Below are 17,331 nucleotides of genomic sequence, written 5' to 3' on the forward strand. Positions count from 1 at the left end.
GGGGGATGACCAAGACGGCCGCGAGCACCGGCATTCCCCTTCCAGACGGCGCGAAGCGCATCGCGCCCGGCCTCGTCCTCGCCTCGCTGGGCGCGATCGCGTTCAGCGGCAAGGCGATCATCGTCAAGCTGGCCTATCGCCACGGCGTCGATGCCGTGACGCTGATCATGCTGCGCATGCTGTTCGCGCTGCCGCTGTTCGCGCTCATGGCCTGGTGGGCCGGGCGCGGCAAGCCCGCCTTGACCTTTCGCGACTGGCTCGGCGTGATCGGGCTGGGCTTCTCGGGCTACTACCTCGCGAGCTTCCTCGACTTCGCCGGGCTGGCCTACATCTCGGCCAGCTTCGAGCGGCTGATCCTCTATCTCAATCCCACGCTGGTGCTGTTCTTCGGCTGGGTGCTGTACCGCCGCCGCGTCACGCGGCCGCAGCTCGTCGGCATGGTCATCAGCTACGCGGGCGTGCTGCTGGTGTTCGGCCACGAGCTGCTGGCCGGCGAGAGCAAGGGCGGCGGCCTCGCGGCGGCCTGGGGCGCGTTCCTGGTCTTCCTCAGCGCGGTGAGCTACGCGGGCTACCTGGTCTACAGCGGCGAATTCGTGCAGCGCCTCGGTTCGCTGCGGCTGGTGGGCCTCGCGACCACCGTGGCCTGCCTGTTCTGCCTCGCGCAGTTCGCGCTGCTGCGGCCACTCGATGCGGCGCTGCAGGTGGCGCCCGAGGTGATCTGGCTGTCGGTGCTCAACGCCACCTTGTGCACGGCGGTACCGGTGCTGATGGTGATGATGGCCATCGAGCGCATCGGGCCGGCCATCGCCGCCCAGACCGGCATGATCGGCCCCCTGTCGACCATCCTCATGGGGGTGGTCATACTCGGCGAGCCGTTCACGGCCTGGATCGCCGCCGGCACGGCGCTGGTGATCGCGGGCATCTTCGTTTTCACGCGCAAGGGCCGCTGAGGCCGTCGCGCTTTTCTTCTTTCTCTTCTGGAGTCGAACAAATGGATCTGGGCATTGCAGGCAAGACCGCGCTGGTGTGCGGCGCGAGCAAGGGGTTGGGCTACGGCTGCGCCGAGGCGCTGGTGCGCGAGGGCGTCAACGTGGTGATCGTGGCGCGCGGCGCCGAGGCGCTCGAGGCGGCCGCCAAGCAGCTGGCCGACGCGGCCACGGCGGCGGGCACGCCGGCGCCCTTCGTCAAGGCCGTGGCGGCCGACATCACGACCGAGGTCGGCCGCGCCGCGGTGTTCGCGCTGGGCCACGCCTTCGACATCGTGGTCACCAATGCCGGCGGCCCGCCGCCCGGCGACTTCCGCAACTGGGAGCGCGAGGACTGGATCAAGGCGGTCGACGCCAACATGCTCACGCCGATCGAGCTCATCAAGGCCACGGTCGACGGCATGGCCGAGCGCGGCTTCGGGCGCATCGTCAACATCACCTCGAGCTCGGTGAAGTCGCCGATCGAGGTGCTGGGCCTGTCGAACGGCGCGCGCAGCGGCCTCACCGGCTTCGTGGCCGGCGTGGCGCGCAGCGGCGTCGCGGCCAAGGGCGTGACCATCAACAACCTGCTGCCCGGTTCCTTCGAGACCGACCGCCTCAAGGGCACGATGAGCGGCGCGGCGCAGAAGTCGGGCCTGGACTTCGACACCGTGTGGGAGAACCGCAAGAAGTCCGTGCCCGCGCGCCGCTTCGGCACGCCGGCCGAGTTCGGCGCGATCTGCGCCTTCCTCTGCAGCGTGCAGGCCGGCTACATGACCGGGCAGAACGTGCTGGCCGATGGCGGTGCCTACCCGGGCACCTACTGAGCCGGACCGGGCATCACGCGGAACGAAGAATTCGCGGGGCAAGAAGAAGATGAGCAGGGAGTCGTTTGAGAAGATCACGCTGGTGTCCGTCACCGGCCTGCCGGACGCGCGCGGCGCCGCCATGGCGCTCGCGTTGAGCCTGGCGCAGATGCCCGGCGCGCGCGCGCTGCTGTGCAGCCCGCAGGCGCCGGCCGATCTGGGCCGCGGCATCGCGCACCGCGCGATCGCGCCGCTCAACTACCACGAGTACAGCTGGTTCGTCATGTTCGCGCTCTGGCGCGTGGTGCAGACCGAGTTCGTGCTGATCGTGCAGGAAGACGGCTGGGTGCTCGACGCGGCCAACTGGAACGAGGCCTTCCTCGACCACGACTGCATCGGCGCGCCGATCCATCTCGCGCGCATCGAGCCGCCGCAGGGGCCGGCGTACTGGCGCACCCGCTTCGAATGGGCCGACGAGTACGCGCGGCCCGACCACCGCGTCACGCCGGTGCTCAATGGCGGCTTCAGCCTGCGCAGCCGGCGCTTCCTGCGCGCGCTGGTCGACCATCCGCAGATCCGCGTCGAGATTCCGCCGCCCGATGCGCTCGAGGGCGAGCCGCTGCGGATGCACTGGCATCACGACCCCTTGCTGGAGGACGTGCAGCTGACCGGCGTGCTGCGGCCCGCGCTCGAGGCCCAGGGCCTGCGCTTCGCGCCGGTCGAGCTGGCGCGCGAGTTCGCGATCGAGCATGCGGGCCCGCAGCTGCACCATGGCTTCGATGCGCTGAGGATCTTCGGCCATCACTCGAAGGTGCGCCGGCTGGTGTCGCTGTCGCCGCCCACGGTGCGTTCGCTGGTGCCGCTGTCGGAGCTCGACGGCTGGTACGGCGAGCGCGACCTGCTGACGATGTTCGAGCGCCGCGGCTACCGCATCGAGTTCCCGCCCGAGGCGCAGGCAGCGGCCGTGTCGCCGGGCCCCTCGCGCAGGGTCTACGACTGCTTCACCTACAACGGCGAGGCCGACATCCTCGCGGCGCGGCTGCACGAGCTCGACGAGGTGGTCGACTGCTTCGTCGTGGTCGAGGCCGACCGCAGCTTCACCGGCGCGCCCAAGCCGCTGCGCTTCGATGCCGCCGATCCGCGCATCGCGGCCTTCCTGCCGCGCATCCGCCACGTGGCGGTGCACGACATGCCCGAGGTCGACGCGGCCGCCGATGCGATGGCCGTGCCCGGCGACTGGCATGCCGACACGCCGAAATCGGGCTTCTGGATCCGCGAGAAATTCCAGCGCAACCAGATCCTGCGCGGCCTGCACGACGCGGCGCCGCACGACCTGGTGATGATCTCCGACGCCGACGAGATACCGCGCGCCGAGACCGTGCGCGCCATGCGCGACGACCGCCACCACGAGGTCTTCGGGCTGCGCCAGGCCTTCTATTACTTCTACGCCAACTACCGCAACGTGCGGGGCCCCGAGGCCGCGTCGGTCTGGACCGTGGCCGCCACCCGCGCGCGGCTCGACGGCCTCACGCCCGACCAGCTGCGCCTGCGCGTGCGCAACGGCGCCCAGCCCGCGCGGCTGATCGACGACGCGGGCTGGCACCTGTCGTACCTCGCGATGGACGAAGAGGCGGTGCGCGCCAAGATCCGCGGCTTCGCGCACCAGGAATACAACCGGCCCGAGCTGCTCGATGCGCTCGACATCCCCGCGCTGCTGGCCTCGGGGCGCGACCTCTATGACCGGCCCGGCTATGCGTGGCAGCTGGTGGGCCGCGAGGAGGCGCCGCGCTGGCTGGCGAGCCAACCGGAACTGGCGCACCTGTTCGCGCCCGCCGCGCCGCCGCAGACGCGCTATGCCAAGGAGTCGTACCTCACGGTCGAGCCGAGCCCGTTCGGCTTCTGGGAGCGGCATGCGAACCGCCGCATCCTGCAGGCCTATGCGCCCTTCATCCAGGGCCGCGTGCTCGACATCGGCTGCAACCACGGCGCGAGCACCTACTGGCTGCGCGAGAACCCGCGGGTGAGCGAGGTGGTCGGCGTGGACCTCAACGAACAGGCGCTGTCGCTGGCGCGCGAACTCTTCGAGGCCGTGCCGCTGGCCAGCCTGTTCGTCGAGCACGACCTCACGGCCGACGGCCCGATCGTTCCGCCGGCCGACACCGTCGTGAGCTTCCATACGCTGGAGCACATCTACGCCGACGACGTGGCGGATTTCCTCTCGTCGGCGTGCCGGTCGCTGGTGCCGGGCGGCCACTTCGTGATCTCGATTCCCTACGACCGCGCCTATCCCGATCCCTGCCACGTGGGCTTCTACACCGAGGCCAGCCTGGCGCGGGCGATGGAAGCGGCGGGACTGGAAACCATCGAGTGCTTCAAGGACGACCGCTTCGACGAGAAGGACCTGCTGACCGGGCTGTTCCGCAAGCCCTGAGCAGCGCGCGCGAGCGCTCGTTCAGCGCCGCGTCGACACCACGATCCCGCCCACGATCAGCACGAAGGCCGCGCCGTGGTACCAGTGCGGCGCCTCGCGCAGGAAGGCCGCCGACATCACGGCCGCGAACAGCGGCGTGAGGTTCATGAAGATGCCGGCCACCTGCGGCCCCGCGCGCTGCACGCCGGTGCCCCAGCAGCGGTAGGCCAGCACGGCCGGGCCGATGCCGATGAAGGCCATGGCGGCGACCAGCGGCCAGCCCAGGTCGAGATGGGCCGGCGTCAGCGTCCACTCGCCGGCCGCCAGCGCGCCCGACCAGGCGATGCCGAACACCAGCTGCGCCATCAGGAACGCGGCCCAGTCGCGCCGCAGCGCGGCGGGCTCGTGCGTGCGCGCGAGCAGCCAGCTGTAGAAGGCCCACGCGATGGTGCCCAGGATCATGTAGAGGTCGCCCGGCACCAGCCGCAGCGCCAGCAGCTGGCGCCACTCGCCGCGGCTGAGCACCAGCAGCACGCCGAGCATCGACAGCAGCGCGCCGCCGATCGCGCGCCCATGCGGGCGGGCACCGAAGAACAGGCTGCCCACCGCCAGCATCCACAGCGGCAGGCTCGAGCCCACCAGCGTCACGTTGATCGGCGTGGAGGTCTGCAGCGCCAGGTACTGGAAGGCGTTGTACAGGCCGATGCCCAGCAGGCCCAGCAGCGCATAGCGCTTCCAGTGCGCCCACAGCGGGCTCGCGGGCCGCAGTACCGGGGCCGCGAGCGGCAGCAGCAGCACGAAGGCGATGACCCAGCGCACGAAGTTCAGCGTGAGCGGCGACACCAGCTCGCGCACCAGCCGGCCGACCACCGCGTTGCCGGCCCACAGCAGCGGCGGCACGACGAGCAGGAGGACGGTCAGGGGCGTGAGGCGCTGTGGCGATTGCATGGGCGCCGACTCTAGCGGCTCGCGGCAATGACCCGTGTCGCCGCGGAAACCCCAAACATGGCAGGATGCGCCTCTTCTTTTTTCGCGCGTGGAGACAGCACCGATGTTGAGCAAAGCCGTTCGTATCGACCGCCATGGCGGTCCCGAGGAACTGAAGATCGTCGAGGTCGAGGTCGGCGAGCCCGGCCCCGGCGAGATCCGCATCCGCCACAAGGCCGTGGGCCTGAACTTCATCGACACCTACCAGCGCAGCGGGCTCTATCCGTTCCAGATGCCGCTGCAGCTCGGCATGGAGGCCGCGGGCGTGGTCGAGGCGGTGGGCGAGGGCGTGACGCACCTGAAGGCCGGCGACCGCGCCGCCTATGCGAGCCAGCCGCCCGGCGCCTACAGCGAGCTGCGCGTGATGCCCGCCAAGTGCGTCTGCAAGCTGCCCGACGACATCTCCTTCGAGACCGGCGCGGCCATGATGCTCAAGGGCCTGACCACGCAGTACCTGCTGAAGAAGACGCTGCCGGCCGAGGGCCTGCAGCCCGGCGACTTCGTGCTGTTCCATGCCGCGGCCGGCGGCGTCGGCCTGATCGCCTGCCAGTGGGCCAAGGCGCTGGGCCTGCAGCTGATCGGCACCGCCGGCAGCGACGCCAAGTGCCAGCTCGCGCTGGACCACGGCGCGGCGCACGCCATCAACTACAGCAGCGAGAACTTCGCCGCCCGCGTCAAGGAGATCACCGGCGGCAAGGGCGTGAAGGTGGTCTACGACTCGGTCGGCAAGGACACCTTCGAAGGCTCGATCGACTGCCTGCGTCCCTTCGGCCTGCTGGCCGTGTTCGGCAACGGCTCGGGCCCGGTGCCGCCGGTGAACCTCGGCGTGCTGGCCTCGAAGGGCTCGCTGTACCTGACGCGCCCCACGCTGTTCTCGCACCTGGCCACGCGCGACAGCACGCAGGCGGCGGCCGACGACCTGTTCGCCATCGTGCAAAGCGGCGCGGTGAAGATCCCGATCGTGCAGCGCTATGCGCTGGACGACGTGCAGCAGGCGCACCGCGACCTCGAGGCGCGCAAGACCACGGGCTGCACGATCTTCACGCTCTGAGCGGCCCCGAAGCCGGGCGTGGCGGCACCCCGGCCTTGTCCTACCCGGGCAGGGGTGTCATGCCTGCGTCTTGTGGCGGGTGCACTTTGTAGCCTCGCTGCCAACAAAGTCCAGCCAGCCGTTCTTTATCGGGCCGAAGCGGATGCCTCGCTTCGCCGCCCGCAGGGATGGCCGCATGCCGCCATGAGCACCGTCCGCACCTTCATCGTCGAAGACAACCCCACCATCCGCGAGAACCTCGTGGGCACCTTGCGCGAGGTGGCGCGGGTCGATCCAGTCGGCCTGGCCGATACCGAGGCCGAGAGCACGCGCTGGCTGACGCGCAACATGGCGCTGTGGGACCTGGCGATCGTCGACCTGTTCCTCAAGGACGGCACCGGCCTCAGCGTGCTGCAGGCCTGCCGCCACCGCGATCCGGCCCAGAAGATGGTGGTGCTGAGCAACCACGCCACCCCCGACATGCGCCGCCGCTGCCTGCAGCTCGGCGCCGACGCCGTGTTCGACAAGGCCACCGAGGTCGACGACCTGATCGACTACTGCCTGCGCCGCCGGCAGGCGCGCTTCACGACGACCGCCGCGAGCTATCCCCCACCGTCCGCGTCGCCTTCTTCGCGCCCCGCCGCCTCGACGGCGCACTAGCGCGAAAATACGGGTAATCCCTTATCCGAGCGATCGTCCCTGCACAGGGACCGGTCGCGCTTTGCCTTTCCATGTCCCGTTCCCGTCTCCTGCCCGACAACTTCACCCTCGCCCTGCTGTCGGTCGTCACCCTCGCGAGCCTCGTCCCCGCCAGCGGCCGTCCGGCCCAGTTCTTCGAGGGCCTGACCACGGTGGCCATCGGCCTGCTGTTCTTCCTGCACGGCGCCAAGCTCTCGCGCGAGGCGATCCTCGAGGGCATCACCCACTGGCGGCTGCACCTGCTGGTGTTCGCGAGCACCTTCGTGCTGTTCCCGCTGCTCGGGCTGGCGTTGAAGCCGGTGCTGGTGCCGCTGGTCACGCCCGAGCTCTATACCGGCGTGCTGTACCTGTGCGTGCTGCCCGCCACCGTGCAGTCAGCGATCGCCTTCACCGCGATGGCGCGCGGGAACATGCCGGCGGCGATCTGCAGCGCCTCGGCCTCGACGTTGCTGGGGGTGTTCGTGACGCCGGTGCTGGTGGGGCTGGTGGTGTTGCCGCATGGCGGGCACGCGGCTTCGTCGTCGCTCGATGCGATCGGGCGGATCCTGCTGCAGCTGATGGTGCCGTTCGCGGCGGGGCATCTGCTGCGGCCCTGGATCGGGGGCTGGGTGAAGCGGCGTGCCTCGGTGCTGAAGTTCGTGGACCAGGGGTCGATCCTGCTGGTGGTCTATACGGCGTTCAGTGCGGCGGTGATCGAGGGGTTGTGGCGGCAGGTGCCGGGGCATGCGCTGGTGGGGTTGCTTGTCGTGTGTGCGGTGATCCTGGCTTTGGCGTTGAGCCTGACTACCTTGTTGGCGCGCAAGCTGGGCTTCGATACGGAGGACGAGATCACTATCGTGTTCTGTGGGTCGAAGAAGAGTCTGGCCAGTGGGATTCCCATGGCGAAGGTTCTGTTTGCTTCGCATGCTGTTGGCGCTATCGTTTTGCCGCTGATGTTGTTTCATCAGATGCAGTTGATGGTTTGTGCTGTGCTGGCGCAGAGGTATGCGCGGCGGGAGGTGCGTGTTGCTGTTGAGCCTGCTGCATTGGGGGCTGCTTCTTCCAAGTAGGTTGTTCTTTTTGCTTAGGTCGTTGGCCGGGACTCGCCCCGGCGGGCGAGTCACTTTCTTTTGCTTCGCTGTATGGACCGGGGACCTGGGTAACGGGTGTGCGCGGACATAGGAAACACGTTGTCAGGTTAAGGCTTCGTGGGGATCGACTTCAAGTCGATCTGCATGAATGGGTGGTGGCAGAACAGCACGTTGAAGCGCCCGTCGTGCGCGGGATCTGCCCGGAACGCGATGGGCAACTTGAGCAGGCAGTTGGGTACCTTGAGCCTGTGGCCTCGGAAGTTGGCTTCCCCGTTGTGCTTGACGGCGACCACCGTGTCGCCGTGTTCGTACTCGATGGACGGCAAGTGCTGCGGATAGGGTCTTGGGCTGACGGCATAGCGCTTGGCCGGGGTGAGCAGGCCCAGCGCATCGTGCGGGCGCTCGTGGTTGTAGATGCCGCGCCAGCGCTCGAAGGCTGCCTGGGCCTGGCTCAGATCGCTGAAGCTGCGTCCTGCGAGCAGCTCGGCCTTCAACGAGCGATGGAAGCGCTCGATCTTGCCGTTGGTCTGTGGGTGGTACGGCGCGCTGTGGCTGACGCGGATGCCCAGCCTGATGAGCCACACGCTCAGCTCGGACAGGCCGTGCTCGGGCTGGCGCGGAGCACCCCAAGGCGCACCGTTGTCGGAGTTGATGCGAACCGGCAGCCCATAGCGGCTGAAGACCTGCACCAGGTGGGGGCGAACGCTATCTATGCCCACGCTCGCACAGGCCTTCAGGGCCAAGTTGAAGCGGGAATGGTCGTCCAGCAGGGTCAAGGGATAGCAACGAGCCGTGGCCATGCCGAAGTCGCCCTTGAAGTCGATCTGCCACAAGGCGTTGGGCTGTTCGTGCTCGAAGCGACGCCAGTGTTCGCTGGCCAGGCTGGCCTCGGGCGTGATGAGCCCGTGGCGATGCAGGATGTTGGTCACGGTGCTGGGGGCGGGAACGTCGCTCATGCCCAAGTCGGCCAGTCGGCGGGCGATCTTGCGCCCGCCCCAGGTGGGGTGTGCGTGGCGCAGTTCGATGACGGCCTGCTCGAGTTCGTGAGGGCTGCGCGTGGGCGAGTTCAGCGGCCGCGTGCTGCGCGGCGTACACGCCTGGGCGATACCCAGCTGCGCATAGCGCTTGAGCAGCGCATAGCCGGTCTTGGGGCTGATGCCGAATCGCCGGCACAGCTCACGCCGATTGGCGCCGTCTTGCAGGGCCAGCTCTACGAACTCTCGCTTGGTGTCCATCAGGTCTCTCGGCTGCCAGGGCATAGGGCACTTCCTCGGGCGTATCGACCCAGAAAGTGTTTCCTATGTCCGCGCACACCTGTTACCCAGGTCCCCGGTCCATACACTTCGCCAAAAGAAAGTAACCAAAGAAAAGGCGACCCACTGTCTGCGACCCCTCCGCTTCGCTACGGGGCAACCTGCGGTGCTCGCGTTTCGCGGGGTCTCGCAGAACTCGCTCCACTTCGTTGCGCTCAGACAGCTGCGAGCCCTTATCCGCGAAACGCTGCGCTCCTCGGCGCAGCCAGAGGGGGTGGGTCGGGCCATCGCTACGCTCGGCCGAGCAAGCCCAACGGGCCTTCGCGTTGCTCGGCCTGGGTGAAAGATCCAAGGCTTACGCACCCGCACACCCCACACAAGGACGCGCCATGGCGCGTTGACCCTAGTCCCCTCTGGCTGTGCCGAGGAGCGCAGGAGAAAGCGGGATAAGGGCCGCAGCTGTCTGAGCGCAACGAAGTGCAGCGAGTTCTGCGGACCCCCGCTTTCTCCGAGCACCGCAGGTTGCCCGTAGCGAAGCGGAGGGACACAGACAGCGGGGTCGCCTTCTCTTTGGTTACTTTCTCTTGGCGAGACAAGAGAAAGTGACTCGCCCGCCGGGGCGAGACCCGGCCAACGGCTTCAATACAAAACTCAGCCTTCGATCTTCCCCAACCGAGACTCTTTCAACCGAGAAGGCGCCAACGCCCCAGCCGACTCCAAGATCGGATAAGCAATAGAACAGATATGCGAATTGATCCGCTTCAAATCGCTGATCAGATCGATATGCAATGAACTCGTCTCGATGCTCAACGTCGTCCGATCCGACAACCGATCCAGGTGCGTCGTCGCATAGGCACGCTCCAGATCCCGAAACCGAGCCTTCTCCTCGAGCAGCTTCTGCGCATCCCGAACATTCCCGTTCAGGAACACGCTCATCGACAGCCGCAGATTCGCCACCAGCCGCCCATGCAACTCGACGATCTCCGCCATCCCCGCTTCCGAGAAGTTGCGCTGCGGCTTGATCTTCTTGTCCTCCACGTCCTGGATCACCCGCTCGATGATGTCCCCGATCTGCTCCATGTTGATCGTGAAGCTGATGATGTCGGTCCAGCGCCGGCTCTCCTCCTCGCCGAGGGCCTCGCGCGAGATGCGCGTCATGTAGTACTTGATCGCCGAATAGAGCTCGTCCACCGTGTCGTCGAGCTGGCGCAGCTCCTGCGCGAGCTTGAGGTCGTTGCGGCGGATCACGTCGAGCACGCCGATCAGCATCGTCTCGACGATGTCGGCCTGGTGCAGCGCCTCGCGCGCGGCATTGGAGATCGCGAGCGTGGGCGTCGACAGCGCCGAGGGATCGAGGTGGTGCGGCCGCAGCGAGGCGGTCGAGGGCGCGGGCTCGGGCAGCATGCGCGTCACCAGGTTCGCGACCATCTGCGTGAGGCCGATGAAGCCGACGCTGATGACGATGTTGAAGGCCAGGTGGAACAGCACCACGCCGTGCGTGGGCGTGGGCAATTGGGGCTGCACGTGGCGGATCCACAGCCCGACGAAGGGCGCGACGATCGCCACGCCCAGGGCCTTGAACAGCAGGTTGCCGATGGTCACCTGCCGCACGGGAATCGCCGACTTGGCGGTGGTCAGCACCGCGAGCAGGCCGCTGCCGAGGTTGGCGCCGAGCACCAGGCCGAGCGCGACGTCCAGCGGCACCACGTTCGAATTGGCCATGGTCGCCACCAGCAGCACCACCGCGAGGCTCGAATAGGCCACGATCGCCAGCACGGCGCCGATGGTGATCTCGAGCAGCACGTCGCTGCTGATCGAGGCCAGCAGGGCGCGCACGGCGGCCGAGGAGAACAGCGGCTCGGTGGCTTCGACCACCAGCTGGAGGGCCAGGAGCATCAGGCCCAGGCCGATGAAGACGCGGCCGACGCGCCCGGCGACCGTGGCCGAGCGGGTGATGAACAGCACCACGCCCACGAAGATGAACATCGGCGAGAGCCAGGACAGGTCGGCCGAGAACAGCACCGAGATCAGCGCCGTGCCGACGTCGGCGCCGCGCATCACGGCCAGCGCCGCGGGCAGCGTGACCAGGCCCTGGCCGACGAAGGAGGAGGTCATCAGCGAGGTGGCGGTGCTCGATTGCACGAGGGCCGTGACGCCGATGCCCGAGAGGGCGGCCGTGAATCGGTTGCGCATGCTCTGCACGAGGATCTTGCGCAGGTTGGCGCCGAACACGCGAAGAACGCCGGTGCGCACGAGGTGCGTGCCCCACACCAGCAGGGCGACGGCCGCCAGCAGGTTCAGAAGATGCTTCATGGGTGTCGGGCTTGATCCTTTCTTTTCGTTCTGATTCGGTTTTGCGTCGACCCCCCATTCTCCACATGTGGCCGGTGCAGGCCAGCCGGGGTCCTAGTCGATCAACGCGCCGTTGTCGTGGAACGGGTACGGCCCCTCGAAATGCCCGGAAGCCGCGAGGTGCGTGACCAGCCGGCCGGCCGCGGCCGACCAGGCATGCACGCGGAAGCCCGGGGGCTCGAGCGTCCAGGCCGAGGCTGCGTCGGGCGCGAGGTCGAGGCAGACCTGGTGCGCGGGCGCGGGCGCGGTCGAGGCCAGGGTGCCGCCGAAGCGCACGTCGATGGCGCGGTGCAGGTGGCCGCAGATCACGCGTTCCACATTGGGATGACGCGCGATCAGGGCCTCGAGTTCCGCCGCGCCCTCGAGCAGGCCGATCTCGTCCATGTGGCCGATCAGGGTCTGGAACGGCGGATGGTGCATCGCGACCACCACCGGCTCGCGCCGGCTCTCGCCGAGCCGGGCCTCGAGCCAGGCCAGCCGCTTCTCGCACAGCGCGCCATGGCTGGCGCCGGGCACCACGGTGTCGAGCGTGATCAGCCGCAGCGGCCCAACGTTCAGCGCGTACTGCACGAAGCCGTCGCTGTCGCCGCCGTCGCCGAGGTAGGCGTGGCCGGGGAAGCTGCGGCGCAGCTGGTCGCGGTCGTCGTGGTTGCCGGGCATCAGGTGAATGGGGATGCCCCGCGCCTCGAGCGGGGCCAGCAGGCGCGCGAGGTGTTCGTACTCGGCGGCGCGGCCGAAGTCGGTGAGGTCGCCTGTGATGACGACCGCGTCGGGCGCCTGCCGCAGCGCGAGCACCGACTGCACCGCGCGCTCGAGGTAGGGCGCGGTGTCGATGCGGCCATAGGCCAGCCGGCCCGGCTCGCGGATGTGCAGGTCGGTGAGCTGGACCAGGAAGGTGTCGTGGGTCGTAGTCATGCGCGGGTGTCCTGCGGGCTCATCAATCGGTCGGGGTGGATGCGAAGGGCGACGGCATCGCCGATGCCGTAGGGCGTGTCGCGCGCGGTGTCGGCCAGGAGCATCTGCGGCTGGTCGGCCACGCGCAACTGCAGTTGCACGCGATCGCCGAGGAAGGTGCGGCGCTCGACCGTGGCCGTGCCCCAGCCGGGGCGCGCGGGCTGCGCGGGGCCGACCTCGATGTCCTCGGGGCGCACCAGCAGCAGCGCGCGGTCGCGCCAGGCGCCGGGGCAGGGCAGGGCGCTGCCGCCGAGCCGCACGACATCGTCGCGCAGCGCCTCGGGCGTGCGCTGCAGCCGGTTCACGCGGCCGAGGAATTCGGCCACGAAGGGATGGGCGGGCGCGCGGTAGAGGTCCTCGCCGCGCCCCACCTGCACGATGCGCCCGGCCTGCATCACGGCGAGCCGGTCGGCGATGGCCAGCGCCTCCTGCTGGTCGTGCGTGACGTGCACGGCGGTGATGTGCAGCCGCCGCAGCAGCTCGGCGAGCTCGTCGCGCAGCGACTCCTTGAGCTTGGCGTCGAGCGCGGCCAGCGGCTCGTCGAGCAGCAGCACGCGCGGGCGCACCGCCACGGCGCGCGCGAGCGCCACGCGCTGGCGCTGGCCGCCCGAGAGCTCGGCCGGGCGCTTGTTCTCGAGGCCGCCCAGGCGCACCAGGTCGACCAGTTCGCCGACGGCGCGCTGCTCCTCGGCCGGCGCCACGCCGCGGATGCGCAGGCCATAGCCGATGTTGGCCGCCACCGTCATCTGCGGGAACAGCGCGTAGCTCTGGAACACCATGCCCACGCCGCGCTGCTCGACCGGGCGCTGCGTCACGTCCTGGCCGCCGAAGGCGATGCGGCTGCCGGCATCGGGCGTTTCCAGGCCCGCGATCAGCCGCAGCAGCGTGGTCTTGCCGCAGCCCGAGGGGCCGAGCAGCGCCAGCACCTCGCCGGCCTCCACCTGGAGGTCGGTGGGCTGCAGGCCGCGCGTGCCGTCGGCATAGGTCTTGGCGCAGTGGGCGATGTCGATGGGGACGCGTTCAAGTTCCATGGCGTTTCTGGATCAGGTGTGCGAGGTACTGGAGGCCCCACAGCACGGGGAGGATGACGGCGAAGAAGACCAGCGTGTAGGCCGAGCCGATCTCGATGCGCATCGAGGCGTAGCTGTCGGCCAGGCCCACGGGCAGGGTGCGCGTGAGCGGGGTGTGCAGCATCCAGGTGAGGTTGAACTCGCCCACCGAGAGCGTGAACACCATCAGGCTGCCGGCCACGATGGCGGGGAACACGGCCGGCACCAGGATGCCCATGAAGCGCTGGCGGAAGCTCGCGCCCAGCGTGCGCGCGGCCTCCTCGAGCGCGAGCAGCTCGTGGCGCTGGAAGGCCGAGCTCACGGTGCGCACCATGAAGGGCAGCGTGAACACGACGTGGCCGACCAGGATGAAGGCGAAGCTCTGGCGGAAGGCCGTGAGCTGGCCGTAGGCGAGGATCAGCGCGAGCGCGGTCGCCAGCCCCGGCACCGCGACCGGCAGGGTCAGCAGTTCCTCGAAGACATGGGCCGCGCGCGAGCGGCTGCGCGCCAGCGCATAGGCGCAGGGCACGCCGAGCAGCACGGTGCAGGCGACGCAGGCCGCGGCCAGCGCGAGCGACCAGCCGACGGTGCCGCCGTAGTTCTCCCACACCTCGCCGAGCCAGCGCAGGGTGAGGCCGCTCTTCAGGCCGGTGCTGTAGTTGTTGACCAGGCCGGCCATCACCGACAGCAGCATCGGCGCGATCATGAACAGGCTCACGACCAGCGTGATCGCGAGCAGGAAAGGGGCCTGGGGCCGGGTGTTCGTTCGCATGAAGGCCTCAACGTGCGACGGGGTTCGCGCCGAAGCGGCGCGCAGCGAACAGCACCAGCCAGGTCACGAGGCCGAGCGCGATCGACAGCGAGGCCGCGAGCGCGAAGTTCGCGTAGTTGGTGAACTCGTTGTAGATGGTGATCGGGATCACCTCGAACTTGCTCGCGAGCGTGAAGGCGGTGCCGAAGGCGCCCATCGAGGTCGCGAACAGGATCGCGCCGCAGGCCAGCGTGGTGGGCGCGAGCTCGGGCATCCACACGTCGCGCGCCACGCGCAGCCGCGAGGCGCCGAGCGAGCGAGCGGCTTCCTCGAGCTGCAGGTTCATGGCCTCGGCCGCAGCCGCGTAGGTGGCGATGGCACGCGGCAGCGAGAAGTACAGGTAGGCCAGGAACAGCCCGAGCAGGCCGTAGGCGAAGGTGATGCGCTCGCCGATCAGCGCGTCGCTCAAGCTGGCCACCACGCCCTGGCGGCCACCGAGCAGGATCACGAAGAAGCCGATGATCACGCCCGGAAAGGACAGCGGCAGCGTGAGCAGCGACAGCAGCACGCGCCGGCCCCAGAAGGCATGGCGCGCAAGGTAGATGCCCACCGCCGCGCCGAGCACCAGCGTGGCCAGCGTGACCGCCGCCGACAGCAGCACGGTGTTGGCCATGCTCTGCAGGTAGCGCGCGTCGGTCAGCACGGCGAAGTAGGTGGCCCAGCCCTTGTCGGCGGGCAGCGCGAGCAGCCGCACCACCGGCAGCAGCCAGAAGGCCGCGAAGAAGGCGGCCGCGGGCAGGGCGCAGGCCAGCAGCCGCCAGCGCGGGGTCCAGGCGCCGGAGGCGCCGTCCGAAGGCATCGTGGCGGTGGCCTGCGTCATCTCATGCGGTGCGGCTCAGCGCACTTCCTTCAGGTACTCGTCGGAGAAGGCGCGCTGCGCCGCGGCCATGCGGCCGTAGTCCACGCTCTTGGCGCGCGCGTAGTCGCTCGCGGGCAGGAACTGGGCCTCGATCTCCTTGGGCATCGCGCCGGCGCGCACCGGGCGCAGGTAGGCCTTGGCCCAGATCGCCTGGCCCTCGTCGGACAGCGTGAAGTCCAGCACCTTCTTGGCGTCGGCCGCGTGCGGCGCCTTGGCCACCAGGCTCATCACGTAGGGCACGGCCAGCGTGCCTTCGCTCGGGATCACGAAGGCGACGTTGGCCTTGTCCTTGTACTTCGCGCGGTAGGCGTTGAAGTCGTAGTCGAGCAGGATCGCGATCTCGCCCGAGAGCACGCGCGCGTACGAGGTCTGCTTGGGCACGATCGGCTCGTTCTTCTGCAGCGCCTTGAAGTAGTCGATGGCCGGCTTGAAGTTGTCGAGCGTGCCGCCGCGCGCCTCGTTGACCGCGACCGCGCCGACGTAGCCGACGAAGGCCGAGGCCGGGTCGAGGTAGCCGATCAGGCCCTTGTACTCGGGCTTGAGCAGGTCGGCCCACGACTTGGGGACCGGCTTGCCCTTGAGCGCGTCGACGTTGACCATGAAGCCCAGCGTGCCCGAGTGGATGGTGAACCAGTTGCCGGCCGGGTCCTTGAGGCCGTCGGGGATGTCCTTCCAGGCGGCCGGCTTGTAGGGCTCGACCAGGCCGTCCTTGGCGGCCTGCACCGCGAAGGTCACGCCGAGGTAGGTGACGTCGGCCACCGGGCTGGCCTTCTCGGCCGCCATCTGCGCGAGCGACTGGCCCGAGTTCTTGTTGTCGGGCGGCACGGTGATGCCGGTCCTGGCCTTGATGGCCTTCAGCTGGGTGCCCCAGTCGGCCCATTCGGTCGGGCAGTTGTAGCAGATGGCGGTCTGCGCGAAGGCGGCGCTGCCGCCGACGAGCGCGGCGGCGAGCAGGCCGAGGCGCGCGATGTGGCGCAAGGAAGAGGACATGGGAGAAGCTCCTGTGGCGGGGTGGGTTGAAGCGGTCGGGAGAAAAGGGCGTCAGGCGATGTCGCCCGGATCGCCGTCGGGCGCGGCGGCGCACGATTCGCCGTCGCGGAACACGTGGGGCAGCAGCAGGCTGGCATCGGCGTCGAGCGCGCCGCCGCCGGCCATGGCCTGGATCAGCAGCTCGACGCCATGGCGGCCGATGTCGCTGTTGGGCTGCGCGATGGTGCTGAGCGCGGGCGTGAGGTCCTCGCCGAGCGCGATGCCGTCGAAGCCGATCACGCTGAGGTCGGCGGGCACGGCCAGGCCGCTGCGGTGCGCGGCGCGGATGCTGCGGATGGCCAGCAGGTCGTTCGAGCAGACCAGCGCGCTGGGCCGGTGGCGCAGCTGCAGCAGCCGCGCGAGGCGGTCGACCGCGCTCTCGACGAAGGGCACCTCGACCAGCGGCTGCGGCTTGAGGCCCGCATCGGCCATGCCCTTCTGGTAGCCGCGGTAGCGCTGCTGGGCGCGGTCGGAGGCCGCCAGCGTGCCGCTGACCATCGCGATGCGCCGGTGGCCCAGCAGCACCAGCCGCGCCACCGCGTCGGCGACGGCGGCCTCGTTGTCGACCGTGACGCAGGGATGCGCGGGATGGCGGTTGTAGGCCAGCACGTAGGGCACGCGCTGGGCGCGCAGCCGCTCGAGCGCCTTCGAGGTCGAGGGGTTGGAGACCACGAGGATCAGCCCGTCGACATTGCCGGCCAGGAGCATGTGGACCGCGCGCTCCTCCTCGTCGAGCTTGTAGCCGGTGGTGACCGGGATGATCGCGTAGCCGCCCGCCACGGCCGCCTGCGCGATGCCCTGCAGGCATTCGGCGAAGGTGGGGTTGAGCAGCGTGGGCAGCACCACGCCGAGCACGCGGCTGCGCTGGGTGCGCAGGGTGCGGGCGCTGGCATTCGGCAGGTAGTTCAGCTCGCGCGCCGCGCGCTCGACCAGGTCGCGCGTGGCGCCGCTGACCTTGTCGGGGAAATTGAAGACGCGCGAGACGGTGGCGACGGAAACGCCGGCCTTGGCCGCGACTGCTTGGATGCTCATCGGTGGGTGCTATGTAATCGATTAC

General features: G+C 69.2%; 15 protein-coding genes. 6 read left to right on the forward strand and 9 right to left on the reverse strand.

All coding sequences use genetic code 11. The features are described from left to right. The first annotated feature begins 5 nt into the window (after positions 1–5). Genes R0232_RS08500 through R0232_RS08510 form a run of 3 tightly spaced genes read left to right on the forward strand, consistent with a single transcriptional unit; the run spans position 6 to position 4,202 of the window. Complete coding sequence (locus tag R0232_RS08500) at positions 6–950, forward strand: DMT family transporter (RefSeq protein WP_431511838.1); 945 nt, start codon at positions 6–8, stop codon at positions 948–950. 41 nt (positions 951–991) lie between these two features. Then, positions 992–1,792: an SDR family oxidoreductase gene (locus tag R0232_RS08505; protein ID WP_431511839.1), complete on the forward strand. Its 801-nt coding sequence runs from the start codon at positions 992–994 to the stop codon at positions 1,790–1,792. 49 nt (positions 1,793–1,841) lie between these two features. Continuing rightward, on the forward strand, positions 1,842–4,202 hold the full coding sequence (locus tag R0232_RS08510; RefSeq protein ID WP_431511840.1) for a DUF5672 family protein: 2,361 nt from the start codon (positions 1,842–1,844) through the stop codon (positions 4,200–4,202). A 21-nt stretch (positions 4,203–4,223) separates the two neighbouring features. On the opposite strand, the gene R0232_RS08515 is transcribed toward R0232_RS08510, so the two are convergent. Beyond that, a complete protein-coding gene (locus tag R0232_RS08515) occupies positions 4,224–5,129 on the reverse strand; it encodes a DMT family transporter (protein ID WP_431511841.1) in 906 nt (301 codons plus the stop codon). 103 nt (positions 5,130–5,232) lie between these two features. Between R0232_RS08515 and R0232_RS08520 the strand changes: the two genes are divergently transcribed. The 3 genes from R0232_RS08520 to R0232_RS08530 all read left to right on the forward strand — a co-directional run bounded on the left by R0232_RS08520 (position 5,233) and on the right by R0232_RS08530 (position 7,946). Next, positions 5,233–6,219: a quinone oxidoreductase family protein gene (locus tag R0232_RS08520; protein WP_093351699.1), complete on the forward strand. Its 987-nt coding sequence runs from the start codon at positions 5,233–5,235 to the stop codon at positions 6,217–6,219. A gap of 183 nt (positions 6,220–6,402) precedes the next feature. Then, entirely contained in the window at positions 6,403–6,858 is a 456-nt protein-coding gene (locus tag R0232_RS08525; RefSeq protein WP_398500587.1) for a response regulator, read from the forward strand. A gap of 71 nt (positions 6,859–6,929) precedes the next feature. After that, positions 6,930–7,946, forward strand: a complete 1,017-nt coding sequence (locus R0232_RS08530; RefSeq protein ID WP_431511842.1) for a bile acid:sodium symporter family protein — start codon at positions 6,930–6,932, stop codon at positions 7,944–7,946. A 128-nt stretch (positions 7,947–8,074) separates the two neighbouring features. On the opposite strand, the gene R0232_RS08535 is transcribed toward R0232_RS08530, so the two are convergent. The 8 genes from R0232_RS08535 to R0232_RS08570 form a co-directional block, all read right to left on the reverse strand. Further along, positions 8,075–9,226, reverse strand: a complete 1,152-nt coding sequence (locus R0232_RS08535; protein ID WP_431511843.1) for an IS481 family transposase — start codon at positions 9,224–9,226, stop codon at positions 8,075–8,077. A gap of 645 nt (positions 9,227–9,871) precedes the next feature. Beyond that, positions 9,872–11,533 carry a Na/Pi cotransporter family protein gene (locus R0232_RS08540; RefSeq protein WP_093355764.1) on the reverse strand — a complete coding sequence of 554 codons (1,662 nt, stop codon included), beginning with the start codon at positions 11,531–11,533 and terminating at the stop codon, positions 9,872–9,874. Positions 11,534–11,626: 93 nt separating this feature from the next. Beyond that, entirely contained in the window at positions 11,627–12,487 is an 861-nt protein-coding gene (locus tag R0232_RS08545; RefSeq protein ID WP_431511844.1) for a phosphodiesterase, read from the reverse strand. Continuing rightward, positions 12,484–13,557 (reverse strand): ABC transporter ATP-binding protein, encoded by a 1,074-nt coding sequence (locus R0232_RS08550; RefSeq protein WP_431511845.1) that lies wholly within the window; start codon positions 13,555–13,557, stop codon positions 12,484–12,486. The genes R0232_RS08545 and R0232_RS08550 overlap by 4 nt, the downstream gene beginning before the upstream one ends. Then, on the reverse strand, positions 13,547–14,347 hold the full coding sequence (locus tag R0232_RS08555; RefSeq protein ID WP_203204726.1) for an ABC transporter permease: 801 nt from the start codon (positions 14,345–14,347) through the stop codon (positions 13,547–13,549). Before R0232_RS08555 ends, R0232_RS08550 begins: the two co-directional genes overlap by 11 nt. A 7-nt stretch (positions 14,348–14,354) precedes the next feature. Continuing rightward, positions 14,355–15,206 carry an ABC transporter permease gene (locus R0232_RS08560; protein WP_398500335.1) on the reverse strand — a complete coding sequence of 284 codons (852 nt, stop codon included), beginning with the start codon at positions 15,204–15,206 and terminating at the stop codon, positions 14,355–14,357. Positions 15,207–15,221: 15 nt separating this feature from the next. Then, positions 15,222–16,235, reverse strand: coding sequence for an ABC transporter substrate-binding protein (locus R0232_RS08565; protein ID WP_398500338.1), 1,014 nt, complete (start codon positions 16,233–16,235; stop codon positions 15,222–15,224). Between the two features lie 51 nt (positions 16,236–16,286). Then, positions 16,287–17,306, reverse strand: coding sequence for a LacI family DNA-binding transcriptional regulator (locus R0232_RS08570; RefSeq protein WP_208509159.1), 1,020 nt, complete (start codon positions 17,304–17,306; stop codon positions 16,287–16,289). Positions 17,307–17,331 lie beyond the last annotated feature (25 nt).

The organism is Variovorax sp. DAIF25 (assembly GCF_050711835.1).
In the GTDB taxonomy this organism is placed as follows: Bacteria; Pseudomonadota; Gammaproteobacteria; order Burkholderiales; family Burkholderiaceae_C; genus Variovorax.